15 protein-coding genes are annotated in these 16,422 nt (G+C 62.2%); 6 read left to right on the plus strand and 9 right to left on the minus strand.

The annotated features are described in order from the left end of the window. Nucleotides 1-143: 143 nt before the first annotated feature. Both TQ98_RS14790 and arcD read right to left on the minus strand, forming a co-directional pair. A complete protein-coding gene (locus tag TQ98_RS14790; RefSeq protein ID WP_044874480.1) occupies nt 144-806 on the minus strand; it encodes a hypothetical protein in 663 nt (220 codons plus the stop codon). A 73-nt stretch (nt 807-879) separates the two neighbouring features. Further along, nucleotides 880-2,370, minus strand: a complete 1,491-nt coding sequence (gene arcD, locus TQ98_RS14795) for an arginine-ornithine antiporter (protein ID WP_277949292.1) — start codon at nt 2,368-2,370, stop codon at nt 880-882. Nucleotides 2,371-2,782: 412 nt separating this feature from the next. On the opposite strand from arcD, the gene TQ98_RS14800 reads away from it, so the two are divergent. Then, nucleotides 2,783-3,274 (plus strand): GNAT family N-acetyltransferase, encoded by a 492-nt coding sequence (locus tag TQ98_RS14800; protein WP_044874479.1) that lies wholly within the window; start codon nt 2,783-2,785, stop codon nt 3,272-3,274. Between the two features lie 41 nt (nt 3,275-3,315). On the opposite strand, the gene TQ98_RS14805 is transcribed toward TQ98_RS14800, so the two are convergent. Continuing rightward, nucleotides 3,316-4,161, minus strand: a complete 846-nt coding sequence (locus tag TQ98_RS14805; RefSeq protein WP_044874478.1) for a nitrilase family protein — start codon at nt 4,159-4,161, stop codon at nt 3,316-3,318. A gap of 23 nt (nt 4,162-4,184) precedes the next feature. Then, entirely contained in the window at nt 4,185-5,690 is a 1,506-nt protein-coding gene (locus tag TQ98_RS14810) for a cytosine permease (protein ID WP_044874477.1), read from the minus strand. A 287-nt stretch (nt 5,691-5,977) separates the two neighbouring features. Here TQ98_RS14810 and TQ98_RS14815 point away from each other — a divergent pair, with 287 nt between their 5' ends. Beyond that, nucleotides 5,978-6,907 (plus strand): LysR family transcriptional regulator, encoded by a 930-nt coding sequence (locus TQ98_RS14815; protein ID WP_044874476.1) that lies wholly within the window; start codon nt 5,978-5,980, stop codon nt 6,905-6,907. 207 nt (nt 6,908-7,114) lie between these two features. Here the strand turns inward: TQ98_RS14815 and TQ98_RS14820 are convergent, their stop codons facing one another. Together TQ98_RS14820 and TQ98_RS14825 are read right to left on the minus strand one after the other, a co-directional pair. Further along, nucleotides 7,115-8,023 carry an alpha/beta hydrolase gene (locus TQ98_RS14820; RefSeq protein ID WP_044874475.1) on the minus strand — a complete coding sequence of 303 codons (909 nt, stop codon included), beginning with the start codon at nt 8,021-8,023 and terminating at the stop codon, nt 7,115-7,117. Between the two features lie 245 nt (nt 8,024-8,268). Next, nucleotides 8,269-8,766, minus strand: coding sequence for a helix-turn-helix domain-containing protein (locus TQ98_RS14825; RefSeq protein WP_044874474.1), 498 nt, complete (start codon nt 8,764-8,766; stop codon nt 8,269-8,271). A gap of 218 nt (nt 8,767-8,984) precedes the next feature. Between TQ98_RS14825 and TQ98_RS14830 the strand changes: the two genes are divergently transcribed. Then, nucleotides 8,985-9,611 carry an isochorismatase family cysteine hydrolase gene (locus tag TQ98_RS14830; RefSeq protein ID WP_044874473.1) on the plus strand — a complete coding sequence of 209 codons (627 nt, stop codon included), beginning with the start codon at nt 8,985-8,987 and terminating at the stop codon, nt 9,609-9,611. A 12-nt stretch (nt 9,612-9,623) separates the two neighbouring features. Then, entirely contained in the window at nt 9,624-10,832 is a 1,209-nt protein-coding gene (locus tag TQ98_RS14835) for an MFS transporter (RefSeq protein ID WP_044874472.1), read from the plus strand. A 350-nt stretch (nt 10,833-11,182) separates the two neighbouring features. On the opposite strand, the gene TQ98_RS14840 is transcribed toward TQ98_RS14835, so the two are convergent. The 3 genes from TQ98_RS14840 to TQ98_RS14850 all read right to left on the minus strand — a co-directional run bounded on the left by TQ98_RS14840 (nt 11,183) and on the right by TQ98_RS14850 (nt 14,305). Beyond that, the gene (locus TQ98_RS14840) at nt 11,183-12,232 is read right to left on the minus strand and encodes an NAD(P)-dependent alcohol dehydrogenase (protein ID WP_044874471.1); all 1,050 of its coding nucleotides are present in this window, start codon (nt 12,230-12,232) and stop codon (nt 11,183-11,185) included. A 217-nt stretch (nt 12,233-12,449) separates the two neighbouring features. Further along, nucleotides 12,450-13,214, minus strand: a complete 765-nt coding sequence (locus TQ98_RS14845) for a glucose 1-dehydrogenase (RefSeq protein WP_044874470.1) — start codon at nt 13,212-13,214, stop codon at nt 12,450-12,452. A gap of 68 nt (nt 13,215-13,282) precedes the next feature. Beyond that, the gene (locus TQ98_RS14850; RefSeq protein ID WP_044874469.1) at nt 13,283-14,305 is read right to left on the minus strand and encodes an alpha/beta hydrolase; all 1,023 of its coding nucleotides are present in this window, start codon (nt 14,303-14,305) and stop codon (nt 13,283-13,285) included. A gap of 256 nt (nt 14,306-14,561) precedes the next feature. On the opposite strand from TQ98_RS14850, the gene TQ98_RS14855 reads away from it, so the two are divergent. After that, nucleotides 14,562-15,455: a LysR family transcriptional regulator gene (locus TQ98_RS14855; RefSeq protein ID WP_044874468.1), complete on the plus strand. Its 894-nt coding sequence runs from the start codon at nt 14,562-14,564 to the stop codon at nt 15,453-15,455. A gap of 15 nt (nt 15,456-15,470) precedes the next feature. Further along, nucleotides 15,471-16,364 (plus strand): LysR family transcriptional regulator, encoded by an 894-nt coding sequence (locus tag TQ98_RS14860; RefSeq protein WP_044874467.1) that lies wholly within the window; start codon nt 15,471-15,473, stop codon nt 16,362-16,364. Nucleotides 16,365-16,422: the final 58 nt, after the last annotated feature.

The raw sequence follows: 16,422 nt of genomic DNA on the forward strand, positions 1-16,422 counted from the left end.
GGGTTGGAGGGCGAAGGCCCCGTGCGGGGCCCGCCGTCTTGCGTTGCGATATTTTTTACGAATCCGATTGCCGATGCCATCGGAAACAGCTACGGCCTTCGCACTGGGAACCGGCGGCCGATCGAGGCAAACCAACGCGCCTGTCAGCCCCCCAGCGCGATGATCGCGAACAACAGCGCAGTCCCGAAGATCGCCAGCCCCGCCCCGCCCGCCCAGGGACTCCCGCCGGAATAACGGGCGAGCACCCAGCCGGCCACGAACAGCATCCCCAGTGCCACCAGGTTGGAGGTGCGAATCGCCCTTCCCGTTTCGTCGATCAGCAGAAACGGGATGACCAGCGGGAAGGTTGAAGCCACCACCAGCAGGAAGGTACCCAGCGCGCCGAGCAGGTCATCGAACGTCAGCCGTGCCCGGATTGGCGGACCGGCATCTTCCGCCAGACGACGGCGCAACGCCTCCAGGCCCTCGGCACCTGCCGCCATGGCAATGCGCTCGGGCAGGACGCCGGAGATCAGGGCCTGGCCCTCCGCCGGGCCGGCATTGCCCTTCAATCGGGCCAGCAGCGTGCGGTTGCGGGTCCGGTCCGTCCAGGTCCGCAGGAGATACATGGCCGCATCGGCCAATCCCCAGGCCAGGTTGCAGCCGAGTGCCGCGATCAACATGGTTCGCGCTTCTTCCTGTCCGGACGTGGCCACGCTCAGCGACCCCACGAACGTCATCGCCATCAGCAGTCCGAAAATCACTTCGGTCACGCGGTCAACGGGGTCGAGAATCCGCCTCCGTCCCTCTCCTTCGGGTGTAGCCATTGCAACCTCCTTCTAATCAATGGAACCGCCAGGGACCGGTGGGTGGCCCCGTGCGCCACCCACCCTGCCCTTGTCAGAGACTGAGGAAGCCGCTGTAGAGGCCATACCCCGCAACCAGGGCACCGATGACCACCACCACGAAGATCAGCTTCTCGACACCGGTGAACACCGGCTGTCCCAGTTCTCGTTTCGCCTTGGCGAACAGGATCGCCCCCGGCGCATAAAGCAGCGCCGACAGCAGCAGGTACTGCACGCCAGCCGCGTACACCAGCCAGACGGCATAGAGCACCGCAATCAGGGCAATCATCAGGTCCTTGTTACGTTCGCCGGGGGCCTGCTCGTAGCTCTCGTGCCGGAACGCCAGCAGCAAGGCATAGGCCGCAGACCAGAAGTACGGCACCAGGATCATCGAAGTCGCCAGGTACAGCAGGCTGAGGTAGGTGGAGCTGTTGAACAGGGTGATGATCAGGAACAGCTGGATCAGCCCGTTGGACAGCCACAGCGCGTTGGCCGGCACCTGGTTGGCGTTCTCCTTGCGCAGGAACTCCGGCATGGTGTGGTCACGGGCGCTGGCGAACAGGATTTCCGCACAGAGCAGCGTCCAGGACAGCAGCGCTCCGGCCAGGGAGATGATCAGGCCGATGCTGATCAGCACCGCGCCCCAGTGGCCGACCACGCTTTCCAGCACCCCGGCCATGGAGGGGTTCTTCAGACCGGACAGCTGGGCCTGGGCCAGGATCCCCTGGGACAGCACATTGACCAGCACCAGCAGCAGAAGCACGCCGACGAACCCCACCACGGTGGCCTTGCCCACATCGCTCCGCTTCTCGGCGCGTGCGGAGAAGATGCTCGCGCCCTCGATGCCGATGAACACCCAGACGGTGACCAGCATCATGTTGCGCACCTGGTTCATCACCGTGCCCAGGTCGCTGTTGCCGGCGCCCCAGAAGTCCGTGGTGAACACGTCCATCTTGAACGCCACCGCGGCGATGACGATGAACAGCGCCAGCGGAACCATCTTGGCGATGGTGGTGATGGTGTTGATGAAGGCCGCTTCCTTGATCCCGCGCAGCACAAGGAAGTGCAGGAACCACAGCAGCACCGAGGCACAGATGATCGCCGGCAGGGTGTTGCCTTCACCGAACATGGGGAAGAAGAAGCCCAGGGTGCTGAACAGCAGCACCATGTAGCTGACGTTGCCGATCCAGGCACTGATCCAGTAACCCCACGCCGACGAGAAGCCCATGTAGTCGCCGAATCCGGCCTTGGCGTAGGCGTACACACCGCCGTCGAGGTTGGGCTTGCGGTTGGCCAGGGTCTGGAACACGAACGCCAGCATCAGCATGCCGACGCCGGTGATCAGCCAGCCGATCAGGGTCGCGCCGGCACTGGCGCTGGCGGCGATGTTCTGCGGTAGGGAGAAGATCCCGCCACCCACCATGGAGCCGACAACCAGGGCGATCAACGCCCCGACTTTCAGCTTGTCGCTGGCGGCAGCGGTCTGCGTCTGTTTATCGGGTTCAGTCTGTTTACCCAAGTGGACGTTGCTCGTGGAGTCAACCATTTGAAGCTCCTTGCCGTGTTGGTATCGCAGAGTTGAATGTTGCTCGCCCGCAACGACTTCACTTGCAACTTCCATTTCGAGCGACGCGCCTGAATGAATCCGATGGGGACAAGTGCCCAGGCCCAACGGCCGCCCCCAAGAACATTCCCGTACAAAGTGTACGTAGTTGAGAATTACGTTCAGCGTAGTTCGGGGATATGAACGCGACCAGACGCGTCAAACCGAAACACCCCCGGCTCCACGACACCATCCCGTCTGGTGCGCCACGTAGCTCACGGGCTTGTTCACGGGGTGGTCCCATCCCAGGTCCGAGGTCCGTCGCTGTATGGATGTTTTCCTCAGGATCTGAACCTGTCGTTCACCTTTCCTCCGCCCTAGCATCAGCATCGACCACTGCAAATGGGCCACTGCGATGAACGAGATGCTCGGCGAAATCGACTGTTCCGGTTTGAAGGCGCGTCAGCTGGAACTCAATGACCTTGAGATGATCTGTGCCCACCGCGAAACCATGTTCCTGGAGGCTGGAGGCGTTCCCTCGGAGTTGCGGGTGATGACCGAGCACTTCCGGCCTTGGCTACGCCAGCGTCTGGCCGACGGTCGTTACTACGGGTTTGCGCTGATGGACGCTGGGCAGCCCGTCGCGGCAATAGGCCTGATGAATATCGACTGGCCTCCTCATCCGACCCATCCGAACCTGGACCAGCGTGGCTATGTGCTGAATGTGTTCGTCGAACCGGCCTATCGGCGCCGGGGCCTGGCGTCGACCCTCATGAAGCTGGCGGAAGCCGAGTTTGCGCAGCGCGGGTTGAGCTTTGCCGTGCTGCACGCCACTCAGGCCGGCAAGCCGGTGTATGAAGACCTGGGCTGGGCGGCCACCACCGAAATGGCCAAGACGATCGGCTGACCTGGGCGGACGCGAGGTCTCCCTCGGGGGTGACGAGCACTTCAGCCCAACAAGCCTTCCTCGCCATAGAGCGCCGGTCGGCGGTCCTGGTGGAGATGGTTGTGGCGGCTGATGCGCTTGTTACGCGCCTCCGCCAGATTCAATGAAGCCAGCACGATCTGCTCGCCGCCGCCCTCCTCCGGTCCAGCCAACGGATAACCGTCCATATCGACGATCACCGAGCCCTGCACCCAATCCACGCCTCGTTCATTGCCGTGGCGGTCGCACGCGGCGATGAACAGACGGTTGACCGACGCGTTGGCCTGCACCCGCACGACTTCCGCCGGGCGTTCCTGAACCGGGCGCGGGCCCCACGGCCAGTTCACGGGTGCGCAAAGCAGCTCGGCACCGGCCAGAGCCGGCAGGCGCACCCATTCGGGGAACTCCAGGTCGTAGCAGATCATCACCGCGATCCGCCCGAAGGCGGTCTCCACCACCGGCGGCGCCTCGGTGCCGGCGGTGAAGATCGTATTCTCGGCATCCCACAGATGCGCTTTGCGGTAGACGGTCCGCACGCCCCCGGCATCGACCAGCGCCGCACTGTTGGCCACGCGATCACCCTCCAGCCACTCGCAGAAACCGCCGACGATGACGATGTCCAGCTCCCGAGCCAACGCCTGCCACAGCTGGAGGGTCGGCCCCTCCAGCGTTTCGGACAGAGCCAGCGCCTCGGCCAGGTCGTGAAAGACGTAGCCGCTCTGTGCGAGTTCCGGCAGCACCACCACCTGCGCGCCGCGCAACGCCGCTTCGCGGATCGCCCGCTCGCCGAGGTGGCGGTTGTGGGCCAGGTCGCCCACCCTGGGCGCGATCTGGCAGCAGGCCACGGTGACGGGTCTGGAAGCATTCATTGACGGGTCTCCTGCGGATGGGTTCAAGGCTGCGACTCGCCGGCCTCGCGGGCCATGGCGAGGATGTCGCGTTCACTGATGGCGTCGACTACGCGGCGCTCCGCCTCCAGGTCCAGCGAGCGGCTGAGCAGGAAGTAGGTCAGGCCCGATACCAGCAGACCCACCAGCCAGGCGATGTCCACGCCGTCGAGCATCCGCGCGATGGGGCCGGCGAACACTTCCTTACCCGCGGCGGCATCGTAGATGTAGAAGAACGGGATCATGCAGACGAAGCCCACCGCGTAGGCGAGGATGCCGCGCATCTGCCAGGCTCCGTAGATGCCATTGGGCGTGAAGAAGTGCGGGATGGCGTAGCGGCCCTTGCGCACGCCGAAGTAGTCCACCAGGTTCACCGCGGTCCAGGGCACCAGGAAATACAGCATCAGCACCAGGAACGTGTTGAGGATCGAGATGCCGTTGCCACGGATCGACAGCACGCAGGCCAGCAGCACCAGGGTGATGACCAGGATCGACAGCACCCGTGCGCGCGGCGTGGGATTGATGCGGCGCACGGAATCGACGCCGGTGAGCAGCGTCAGCATGGCGCTGTAAGTATTGAGGGCAATCACCGGGAGGAAGCCGGCCACCGAGACCAGCACCAACACATGGCCGAGGCCAGGCATCAGCGAAGAACCCACGCGGTCCAGCGCCACCAGGGCGTCGGAAGCCTGCAGCAGCTGCGCCAGCCAGGCGCCGAGACCGATCATCCAGGCCCCCGACAGCGAGGCGCCGAGGAACACCGCCGCAATCAGCTTGGCGCGGCTGGTGTGCCTGGGCAGGTAGCGCGAGTAATCCGACACATAGGGCGCGTAGGAGATGTTGTAGCTGGCAGCGATGGCGAACTGGGTGGCAAAGGCGACCCAGCTGAAGCCCAGGTTGCTCGGTTGCGCGGCGGGCGCATCGCCCTGCCCGGCGCCGAACATCAGCGCGATCGTCACCAGCGAGTAGAGCGGCAGGGTCAGCATCAACGCCCATTTGAAGGCCTTGTGCATCAGGTCGTGGCCGTAGATCGAGAGCAAGGCACCCACGGCGATCACCGCGCAGGCCACCGGCACTGGCTCGATGCCGAAGACGTTGTGCAGGCCGTCCATGATCAGCGAGACGTTCACCACGTTGAAGCCGACGAACACGAAGAGCGTGGCCAGCAGCGCCAGCACGACCCCGCGATAACCGAACTGGGCCCGCGACTGGATCATCTGCGGCAGCCCCATCTCCGGCCCCTGGGAACCGTGGAAGGCCATGAACAGGGTGCCGAACATGATGCCCAGCGCCCCCGCCAGGGTCGTCCACAAGGCGGACAGGCCCAGGCTCGGCCCGACGAAGCCGATGGAGATGGTGAAGAAGTGGAAGTTGCCGAGGAACCAGAACGGCCCCTGGCTGGAGAGCCGGGCATGGCGCTCGGACTCGGGGATGTAATCGATGGAATGGCCTTCGATGGCCAGCCCAGCGCCGGTCTCGGCGGTGCGGGCGGAATGGCTGGACCCAGACATGGGGACGCTCCTGCTCTGCGCGATATTGTTCTTGTGGAGGGTTCGAGACGGTCGTTTACCCATGGAGTCCATCTATGCTGCGCACGGTGCTGCACACGGCGACGGGAGATGGCGCGCTTCGCGCGTGACCTACCCTGAACGCCCGTGACAGCTGCCTCTCGCATCCCTACACTCGCGCAAATCCATGCCGTCGAAGGCAGAATCTAGGCCTCGCCAGAGCGCCGTAAAATACCGAACACCCACTGTTCACATAGATCGCGACCTATATGAGTCGCCCGAGGTTCGAGATGCTGGGCAACGTAACGGAACTGGACATCCGCCTGATCCGCGTCTTTCTCGCCGTGGTCGAGGCTGGCGGTATTTCTGCCGCCCAGGGCGCGCTCAATACCACCCAGCCGACCATCAGCACCCAATTGTCATCGCTGGAAACCCGCCTGGGTTTCCGGCTCTGCCAACGCGGCCGCGCAGGCTTCGCCCTGACGCCCAAGGGCAACCAGTTCCTCGACGCCGCGCGGCGCCTACTGGCTGCCGCTGAAGGCTTTAGGCTCGAAGTGCAACAGATCAACCGCACCCTCAGCGGTACCCTCAACATCGGCCTGCTCGGGCAGATCGATCCGCAGGCCAACAAGCGCATCGCCTTGGCCATCGCCCGCCTGCGCGCCCGTCACCAGGGTCTTTTCTTCCAGTTCACCGAATTGTCCTCGCCCGTTCTTGAAGAAAAGCTCATCAACGGTCATCTCGACCTCGCAATCGGCTACTTCTGGCGACGCCTCGACACGCTCGACTACCTGCCGCTATTCCGCGAAACCCAGATCGCCTACTGCGGCGCCGCTCATCCGTTGTTTGCCGGAGCCGGCGAGCTGGGCAGCGAGGATGTGGCAGAGCACGAGTGGGTCTGGCCCAGCCACCCGCTGCCCGAAATGTCCGCCCCCGCCGCCCTGGAGCACCTCACCGCCCTGACCGACAGCATGGACGGCGCCGCGCTGCTGATCCTTTCCGGCCAGCACCTGGGATTCCTGCCGCAGCACTACGCGACCAAGCACGTTGAACAGGACCAGCTGCGCGCCCTGAATCCCGCGCAGCTGCGCTACGAAGTGGACTTCCAGGCCGCCATGCGCCGCTCGGCCCGGCTTGGGGAACTGGTGAGCGCGTTCCTTGAGGAACTGATGGACGTGTTCGAGGTGGAGCAGCGGGCGCGCTTCGGCGGTGAGCACTGAAAAACCCGAGGCTGCCCGGCAGGCGGTCATTCAGGCGGGTGGACTCATGGTGTTGCATCCCTCGATTGACTCCGCGGCCGAAAGCAGATCCTGGTCCGTCTTGCTAAGACGAACCATAGCCACAGGCAGACCCGGAGCGAACGCTCACGACAGTCCGGTAGGTAAAGGTGATCAGGTGTAAGTGAGCCAGTGCTGCTGCGCCAGGCTTCACTTCTTCAGGAAGTCCCGAATGGCTTTCTCGGTCGGCACCGGCGCTTCTTCCATCAGCCAGTGGCCGGCTCCAGGAATCACCACCTCCGTAACGTTGTCGGCGGCGTTTCGCATCACAATGGCTTCGTTGCTACCGAAGGACTTTTCACCACCCACCGCTAGCACCGGCATTTTCAGCCGCGTTTTCATCGATGCTTCGTTGGCCACTGCGTCCTGGCGAATACTGCGGAACTGGGCGAATGCCGCGTGCATGGCGCCCGGGCGGGCGTAGAGCTTGGTGTAATGCTGACGAGTGGCTTCATCCACCTTGGTCGGGTCGCCGGCGAACTCGTTCCAGAAGCGATCCAGGTACATGCGCTCACGCCCGGCAACCAGTCGCTCCATATCCGGGCCGCCAAAGTCGAAGTGCCACAGCATCGGTGAGCGGACTATGTCGTTCCACGGCGGAATGCCGGGAACGGGTGCATCCATCACCACCAGAGCGTCGGTCTGTTGCGGATAACGCGAGGCGTAGGCGAAGGCGACCATGGTGCCGATATCGTGGCCGATGACTATCGAATGTTCGATACCCAGCGAGCCCAGCACGGCGTGGATGTCGCCTGCCTGCGTATGCTTGTCGTAACCGCCGGCGGGGATCGACGACAAGCCCATGCCGCGCAGGTCCGGTACCACCACAGTGTGATCCTTGGCCAGGTTGGCGGCCAGCGGCGCCCACATGTCGCCGGTGTCGCCGAAACCATGCAACAGCACAACGGCCGGTCCTTTGCCGCCCACGCGCACATGGATGGTGGCACCGTCGACCGCGATGTCCTGGGTACGAAATGATGGGGGGAATGGCGTCACGTCGGCGCAGACCGGGAAACTCATGGCCAACAAGATGGAAACCGTCGATAGGATGCGGATCATCGCAATGACTCCAGGTGCCTCAATCGAAGGTGAATGGAGTGCCTTGCGACATTCCAATGGCGAAACGGAGCATTGATCGGGAGGCGTCCAACCGCTCAAGGGACGGTCCATTTCACTGCGCCAGGAGTCTAGATCACTGCGGGCACACAACATGGCGAAGTTCACACCTTGGCAATCGATGGTCCGCGAACGGCCTCCTGCGAATTCAAGGCACTCGCCAGCACGGGCAGGCCTCTCGGCGTCAGCTACTTCCGCTTGAAGGCCTCCCGGCGAGACTCGCGTTCGCCCAGGAAGCGATTGCTGATCGACGCTTCCAGGTCCTTGCGTTCCACTGGCGTGCCGCAGTGAGGACAAACGCTGGCAACGCCAACGTCATGGCCGCACGCGCGATGCACGAAATGCACGGCCAAGCCTTCATCCGCATTCTTGCACCACTTTTCGCCCCAGGCGCGCAGTGCGTAGATCACGGGATAGAAGTCCCATCCCTTGTCGGTCAGGTGGTATTCGTAGCGCAGCGGCTTTTCGCTGTAGGGCCGGCGTTCGACCAGGCCGTCGGCTTCTAGCGCTTTCAGGCGCGAGGTCAGCATCTGCGGCGTAGCCCCGGTCTGGATCTGCATTTCCTCGAAGCGTGTCGCGCCCATGTACAGCTCACGCAGGACCAGGATGGTCCATTTGTCGCCCACCACATCCACCGAGCGCGCCACTGGGCATACGGTATCGGTTGTCTCGTCCTGCATTGGCATCACGCTGTTCGCTCCGTTGAAACTATTGTTTTCATAGTAACACGACCAGGACTGCAATACCCCAAGGAGTACCCATCAAAGCCCCGTGCCCGTTGACACTATGATTATCATAGTTAATATGAGGCCTGTTGAGGCTCGCGCCATCGCAATGGGCAATCGAGGCAGATTCCCGTGCAGCAGAAGCCCCGGAACTCTCTCCTTTCAATTGGAGCACCGTCATGACCCATCCTGTGTATTCCCCGGAGCGGACCGGCCTGCTGCTGGTCGACCCCTACAACGACTTCCTGTCCGATGGCGGCAAGCTGTTCCCCATGCTCAGAAGCGTCGCGGACGACGTTCATCTGCTCGACAACCTGCGCACGTCCGTTGCCGCCGCGCGGGAGCATGGCATCCAGGTGTTCTACGTACCGCATCGTCGCTGGCAGCCCGGCGACTACGACCACTGGGATCACCCCAACCCGACCCAACGCCTGATCCAGCAGCGCCATACCTTCGCCAAGGGCACCTGGGGAGGCGAATGGCATCCCGACTTCGTGCCACAGGAGGGCGACATCATCATCCAGGAGCACTGGGGGCAAAGCGGGTTCGCCAATACCGACCTCGACTTCCAGCTCAAACAGCAGGGCATCACACATGTGATCGTCGTTGGTCTGCTGGCGAACACCTGTATCGAATCAACCGCGCGCTTCGCCATGGAACTCGGTTATCACGTCACGCTGGTACGCGATGCGACAGCGGCCTTCAGCAAGGAAATGATGCACGCGGCGCACGAACTGAACGGGCCGACGTTTGCCCACAGCATCGTCGACACCCGCGGGCTCGTGCTGGCCCTGCAGCAGCAGTGAAGGGGCGGCGCCATGTCTGCCTCTTCCGCAGCTCCGATGGGAGTTTCCAATCGCCTTGTCACCCTGATGGCCGCGTGCTGCGCGCTGGCCGTATCGACTATCTACTACCACCAGCCGCTGTTGCCGCAGATGGCCGCGTCGTTTGGCCTGGCGCCGACGCAGGCCGGCCTGGTCGCCACGTTGACGCAGCTTGGCTATGCGGCGGGCCTGCTGCTCATCGTACCGCTCGCCGATTGCCGGCAGCCACGCCAGCTCGCGCTGCTGGCCATCGCTGCGAATGCCGTCGCCTTGATCCTCTGCGCCGTGGCGCCGAGCTTCACAGTGCTGTGCGTGAGCAGCCTCCTGGTCGGCGTGACGGCGATCACTGCGCAGATCATCATTCCCGCCCTGTCGGGGTTGGCCACTCCGGCTGAGCGCGGCCGCATCGTCGGCAGCCTGCTCAGTGGCCTCTCGGCAGGCCTTTTGCTGGCGCGCACAATCGGGGGTTTCGTCGGTGCGCACACGGGGTGGCGAGCCGTCTTCGTACTGGCCTCGCTCATCGATGCCTTGCTGCTGGTCATCGTTGCCAAGAACCTGGCCACCACCACGAGCCTGACGACGATCAGCTATGCCCGGCTCCTGCGTTCGCTGGGCAGCCTGGTCCGCGAGGAAGGAATACTGCGTTACTGCGCGGCGAGCGGCCTGCTGATGTTCGCCGCGTTCAGCGCGCTGTGGGCCTCGCTTGCCGCGCTGCTGGCACAACCACCCTACGAGTTCGACTCCGCCACCATCGGCCTGTTTGGCCTGGTCGCACTGCTGGGCATCGTCGTGTCACCACATATCGGCGCACTGGCCGATCGTCTGGGCAAACGCACCATGGTCCTCGCTGGCGCGATGGCCCTCGCCGTGGGTTTCGCCTTCATCGCCGCGGGCGGACAAAGTCTTGGCTGGCTGATTGTCGGCATGGTGCTGCTCGACTTCGGCAGTCGTGCCGGGCTGGTTGCCAACCAGGCACGCGTATTCACCCTGCGTCCCGAGGCCCGAAGCCGGCTCAATACCGTATTCATGGGATCGTATTTCCTGGGCGGAGCGATCGGCGCCGCATTGGGGAACTACGGCGTACACCGGGCAGGCTGGAACGGTCTTGCCGCTGTTGGCATCCTGCTGTCCTGTGCGGCCACGGTGATCAATGCCCTTTCTCCCCGTGAGTCGAGCGCGACGATCGCCGAGGTTCGCCCATGAGCCATTCGAAGGCGATGCTGCGGCGCACCTCATCCTTGAGTTCCTGAAAGAAAAACCCCTCGCGCTGCAGTTGGCGGCGAAAACTGGCGATGCTCATCCCATGCTCGTTCGTCATCTGCAATGTTCGCTTCTGGCCGCCCGATGCCATTGGCAATCTGACCCAACACACACCTCAGGGGATCTGGTTGGAATGGCCCGGTCGTAGAACGACCCACGGATTCGCCCTCACGGTAAGCTGCCTAGGTATTTCACAGCGAGAATGGGAGTGTCGACGGCCAGCGATTTGCACCTTGGCCGGCGGCTCCCGTCCTTCATTACGGTCTACTGATTGTGCTTCGAGGAAGATGGGCTCACCCGGCCAGGCTGGTGTTATCCATAACGAACCGGTACTTCACCTCCCCGTGCAGCATTCGCTCATAGGCCTCATTGATCTGCTCGGCGCGGATCAGCTCGATGTTCGCGACGATTCCGTGCTCGGCGCAGAAATCGAGCATCTCCTGGGTTTCGGCAATGCCACCGATCATCGAGCCGGCCAGCGTGCGGCGTTTCATGATCAGGTTGAAGACATTGACTGCGGGATGCGGTGAGGCCGGCGCACCCACCAGGGTCATGGCTCCATCGCGTTTGAGCAGGACCAGGAAGGCATCCAGATCATGGGGCGCCGCCACGGTGTTGAGGATGAAGTCGAAGCTCTTTGTATGGGCCGCCATCTGGCTGGCGTCTCGGGAAACCACCACCTCGTTTGCGCCCAGCTCCAAGGCCGCTTCGCGCTTGCTCTCGGACGTGGTGAAGGCCACCACATGAGCTCCCATCGCGTGGGCCAGCTTGATGCCCATGTGGCCGAGGCCGCCGATGCCGACCACGCCGACTTTCTTGCCGGGCCCGGCTTTCCAGTAACGCAGCGGCGAGTAGGTGGTGATGCCTGCGCACAGCAGCGGCGCGACCGCAGCCAATTGCTCCTCGGGGTGGCCGATGCGCAGGACATAGCGTTCGTGCACGACAATCGCCTGGGAATAGCCACCCAGCGTCCAGCCCGGCGCATCCGGGGTTGGGAAGTTGTAAGTGCCGATCATGTCGTCGCAATAATTCTCCAGCCCGGCGTCGCAGTCGTCGCAGTGCTTGCAGCTGTCGACGATGCAGCCAACGCCGACCAGGTCGCCCGGCTTGAAGGACGAAACATGGGCGCCGACCTGAGTCACCCGACCGACGATTTCATGGCCAGGAACGCAGGGATATTGCGTGCCTTCCCACTCGGAGCGCACCTGGTGCAGGTCCGAGTGGCAAATGCCACAGAATGCGATTTCGATCTGCACATCGTGGGCGCCCGGTGCGCGTCGGGTGATGCGCAGCGGCTCCAGGGGCTGGTGGCCCGCGTGGGCGCCGTAAGCATTGATTTTCATTGAAGGAAGCTCCTGCACCGCATGAGAAAAAGTTGTCGAGGGAGGCTGTCAGGGGAATGGCCGATAGGATTTGCAGGGTATGCGGCCCGTCCGGTTCTCCGCCCGGGCCCAAGCAAAGTCGATCGAGGTGGTGCGATCCGCTACGAAAGGACGTGCGAGGTGGCCGCCACCTACCGTTTGGGGCGCAGACCTGATCAAGCCCCGGAAGCAGTGCCCGTCAGCGCATGATGAGGCCGCCGTCGACGGAGATGGATTGACCTGTCACATAGCTGGAGGCCGAACTGCAAAGCCACAGCACAACGTCGGCGATTTCCTCGGGGCGACCGTGGCGGTGCATCGGAATGGCGGGCAGCATGGCGTCCAATGCTTCCTTCTGGCCGGCGGCAACCATTTGATCAACCATCGGCGTCCAGATCAGGCCAGGGCAGACCGCGTTTACCCGGATGTTTCGAGTCGCATACTCCAGCGCGGCGCTTTTGGTCAGACCGAGAACACCGTGTTTGGCAGCGTGGTAGGTTCCACGTTCAGCCCCGCCCACCAAACCGCCCAGGGAAGAACAGTTAACGATTGCCCCACTGCCTTGCTGACGCATCTGAAGCAACTCGTACTTCATGCAGGCCCAGATGCCCCGCAGGTTCACCGAGTTCACGCGGTCGAAATCCTCGAACGAAGTGTCTGCAGTTTCGGCAAGAACGTTCTGCACACCCGCATTGTTGAAGGCCACATCAAGGCGACCAAATGTCGCGACGGTTTCTTTTACCATCGCTTCGACTTCACCGAGATCGGCTACATCGCAACGGATACCGATAGCTTTGTAGCCGGCCGTGGCAAGTTCTGCTGCCGCAGCGCGCGCGCCTTCACCATTCACGTCTGCCAATGCCACCGATGCGCCTGCCTGCGCAAAAGCTTTCGCGGTTGCCAGTCCAATACCCGACGCCGCGCCAGTTACCAAGGCGACTTGGTTTTCAAACGAAATGTTCATGATGTCGATTACTCAAGCTAGAAGAAGTGGGGTTGCGAGCGATTCGGCGCTTCTCCGCCAAGCGCCCGCTATAGATTCTTGCCAAAGAATTCCGCCAGTTTTTCTACGGCTGGATTCACATACTCGGGCTGGTCATACAGGTCGAAGTGCGAGGCACCAGGAACAATCATCAGCTCCTTGGGCTGGAGCGATTTTGAGAATGCTGCTTCGCTGAATTTGCGGGTTTCGGCGTTCTCCCCTGCGATCAGCAGTACCGGGCGGGGTGAGATCAGCTCCATGTGCTCCAGCGGGTAATACGCGATGTGCAGTCCTGGAGTTGTCACCACGTAGCGGTTACGAGCATTCGGATGCGCGCCGCGCGGTGTGAGGTAGTACTCGGTGGCCTCGCGAATGAATTGGGGGGTAGCTGCGTTCACTTCTTCCCGAGGCGGCAGAAGCTGTTGAACGAGCACTGGGGCACCGGCAGCCTCCTTGTTCAGTTGCGCAGCGACATGCTCCAGGAGTTTCTGGCGATCGCTGGCCGACACTGGCAAGCCTTCGATGCCGTTACGGGTTGCGTCACCTATGTCATACGCAACAACACCCGCCACCGCCTTCACGCGCAGATCGGTCTGAGCTTCATTCAAGGCGTAGCCGCCGCCGGCGCACACACCCATGGCGCCGATGCGACTCGCATCGACCTCAGCGAGGCTGGCCAGGTAGCCCACGGCACTGCGAATGTCCTGAACGCGTTCCGCAGGGTCTTCCAGGTCACGCGGTTTGCCGCCGCTTTCACCGTGATGGGAGGCGTCAAACGCCAGGGTCACGAAGCCCTTTTTGGCCAGTTGCTGTGCATACAGCCCAGAGGTCTGCTCCTTCACGCCACCCCATGGGTGGGCCACGACAATCGCGGGGTATTTCTTGCTCCGGTCATACTCGACGGGCAGATAAAGATTCCCCGCCATTCGTACGTCACCACTGATGAACGTGACCTTCTGTGAGCCAACCACGTTGGCTCCTTTTGCCACCGATGTGGCGTGTGCTTCTCCTGCCATAACCGGTAGAGCGATCGCGATGGCCGCTGACTTCAGCGCGTTTTTCAACGTCGACATTTCATGCCTCTCAACGATATTCGAGACGCTTGGAACTCCTCACCGCCGCTGAACCGCACGTGGCGGACCAGCATCGTTCAGCACACTGGCTTCTGCTGTCGTGATGAGACTTTAAGTCGCCGCTTGGCTATCGAGTAGACTGGATAATGGGCATTCCAATATAAGATTCACTCATCAATTGGTTTCGCCTCGATCGGAGGGTTGCAGTACGCGTTGAAGCGAAACCATCATTCCCAGCGCCCAGTGAGGTTCACCTATGCGGCGTGATCACATCAGTGACCTTCTGATTTTCGTAACGGTTGCCAGGGCGCGGAGCTTTACTCGTGCTGCAGCCTCGATGCGCACCACTCAGCCCGCCTTGAGCCTGGCCGTTCGGGAATTGGAGGAACGGTTGGGGGTCGAGTTGCTAGCGCGCAGCCCGCGAGGCGTTTCGCCAACGGAGGCCGGACAAAGACTGTTGGATCGGCTCGCCCCGGAATTTGATGAAATCGAGAACGAGCTTCAGTCACTGCGAGAACTTCGTGAGGAAGCCGTCGGGACGATCCGAATAACGGCGATTGACTACGCGATTCGAAGCACCCTCTGGCCCAAGCTTGCAAAGTTTCTTCCCGCGTACCCGAAGCTCAACGTCGAGCTGATCAATGAATACGAAAGCGTTGATATCGCAGCACGGGGCTACGATGCGGGCGTACGGTTCGGTCAGGAGCTCGCCAAAGACATGATCTCTGTGCGGATTGGCCCGGACGTGCAGAACAGGGTGGTCGGAACCCCGGGCTATTTTGAAGGCAGACAACGCCCCCGGACGCCAGCCGATCTCACATCCCATGTCTGCATCAACCTCCGCACGTCTACCTATGGAGGTCTCTATGAGTGGGAGTTCGTCAAGGGCAAACAGACGATCAATGCCCGCGTGAACGGCGCGGTCACATTCAACAACGCCTACGACATCTTCGAGGCAGCGAAAGCAGGCTTCGGATTAGCCTATCTTCCGGAAGATTTGGTTCGCCCATGCATCGCGGAGGGCTCACTGATTTCCGTCTTGGAGGATTGGTGCCCCGTTTGGCCCGGACTCCATCTCTACTATCCCAATCGACACCAGCATTCGCGTGCGATGTCCCTTTTGGTTGAGGCCTTACGGCACAAACCATGACGGCGGAGAATCCCTATGCCGGGTGAAAGCTTTCGCGACATCCTCGACTTCATAGCCGTTGCCAACGAGCGAAGCTTCACACGCGCCGCCGCTCATCTTGGCGTGTCTCAGTCCGCGCTCAGTCATACCATCCGCTCACTTGAGGCAAGGTTGGGGTTGCGACTACTGACGCGCACTACTCGCAGCGTGTCGCTGACCGAAGCTGGGGAACGATTGATCCGGCGAATTGGGCCTCGCCTCCAAACCATAACGGATGAATTGGCAGCCTTTGAGGAGCTACGTAGCGAGCCGGCCGGAACCGTGCGTATCGCCGCGTCAGATTTTGCGGCGAAGAACATCCTTTGGCCAAAGCTGTCTCCGCTGCTGCTCCAGCACCCCGATGTCCGAATCGACCTCGTCATTGAACAGCGAGCAGTGGACATAGTGGCCGAGCACTTCGACGCCGGTGTTCGCTTTGGTGACCAGGTTTCCCAGGGTTTGCTGGCCTCTCGAATCTCATCGGATTTCCGAATGGCGATTGTGGGAGCGCCCGAGTACCTGCACAAACGCAAACGCCCCAAGAATCCGTCAGATTTGACCCATCACGCCGGTATCAACCTCTGCATTTCGAATGCCGGCGAGGCGCAGGCCTGGACATTGCAAAAAGGCGATCAGCAGCTCCAGGTGCGAGTACATGGCTCATGGATGTTCAATGGCAGCTATCCCGCGCTCGAGGCGGCGCTCGCAGGGTTTGGCTTGGCCTATCTACCAGAACCGCTAGTGCGCGCTCATATTGAAGATGGCAGTCTCTTTCCCGTTTTAACAGACTGGTGGCCCACTGTGCCTGGCTTGCATATTTGCTTTGCAAAGCAGCGCCAGTCCTGGCCGGCGCTCTCTTTGATAGTTGAAGCGCTTCGGTATCGAAGCTAACCGGCGTTCCGTCTAAGCGGCGACCCTCGAACCGCAATTGCTGGACAGCCCTCAACGC

It is taken from the genome of Pseudomonas sp. LFM046 (assembly GCF_000949385.2).
Classification (GTDB): Bacteria; Pseudomonadota; Gammaproteobacteria; order Pseudomonadales; family Pseudomonadaceae; genus Metapseudomonas.

Excerpts from the sequence above, each read along its gene's own strand:
- TQ98_RS14790 (WP_044874480.1), bottom strand. The coding sequence starts at position 806 with ATGGCTACACCCGAAGGAGAGGGACGGAGGCGGATTCTCGACCCCGTT.
- arcD (WP_277949292.1), bottom strand. The coding sequence starts at position 2,370 with ATGGTTGACTCCACGAGCAACGTCCACTTGGGTAAACAGACTGAACCC.
- TQ98_RS14800 (WP_044874479.1), top strand. The coding sequence starts at position 2,783 with ATGAACGAGATGCTCGGCGAAATCGACTGTTCCGGTTTGAAGGCGCGT.
- TQ98_RS14805 (WP_044874478.1), bottom strand. The coding sequence starts at position 4,161 with ATGAATGCTTCCAGACCCGTCACCGTGGCCTGCTGCCAGATCGCGCCC.
- TQ98_RS14810 (WP_044874477.1), bottom strand. The coding sequence starts at position 5,690 with ATGTCTGGGTCCAGCCATTCCGCCCGCACCGCCGAGACCGGCGCTGGG.
- TQ98_RS14815 (WP_044874476.1), top strand. The coding sequence starts at position 5,978 with ATGCTGGGCAACGTAACGGAACTGGACATCCGCCTGATCCGCGTCTTT.
- TQ98_RS14820 (WP_044874475.1), bottom strand. The coding sequence starts at position 8,023 with ATGATCCGCATCCTATCGACGGTTTCCATCTTGTTGGCCATGAGTTTC.
- TQ98_RS14825 (WP_044874474.1), bottom strand. The coding sequence starts at position 8,766 with ATGCCAATGCAGGACGAGACAACCGATACCGTATGCCCAGTGGCGCGC.
- TQ98_RS14830 (WP_044874473.1), top strand. The coding sequence starts at position 8,985 with ATGACCCATCCTGTGTATTCCCCGGAGCGGACCGGCCTGCTGCTGGTC.
- TQ98_RS14835 (WP_044874472.1), top strand. The coding sequence starts at position 9,624 with ATGTCTGCCTCTTCCGCAGCTCCGATGGGAGTTTCCAATCGCCTTGTC.
- TQ98_RS14840 (WP_044874471.1), bottom strand. The coding sequence starts at position 12,232 with ATGAAAATCAATGCTTACGGCGCCCACGCGGGCCACCAGCCCCTGGAG.
- TQ98_RS14845 (WP_044874470.1), bottom strand. The coding sequence starts at position 13,214 with ATGAACATTTCGTTTGAAAACCAAGTCGCCTTGGTAACTGGCGCGGCG.
- TQ98_RS14850 (WP_044874469.1), bottom strand. The coding sequence starts at position 14,305 with ATGTCGACGTTGAAAAACGCGCTGAAGTCAGCGGCCATCGCGATCGCT.
- TQ98_RS14855 (WP_044874468.1), top strand. The coding sequence starts at position 14,562 with ATGCGGCGTGATCACATCAGTGACCTTCTGATTTTCGTAACGGTTGCC.
- TQ98_RS14860 (WP_044874467.1), top strand. The coding sequence starts at position 15,471 with ATGCCGGGTGAAAGCTTTCGCGACATCCTCGACTTCATAGCCGTTGCC.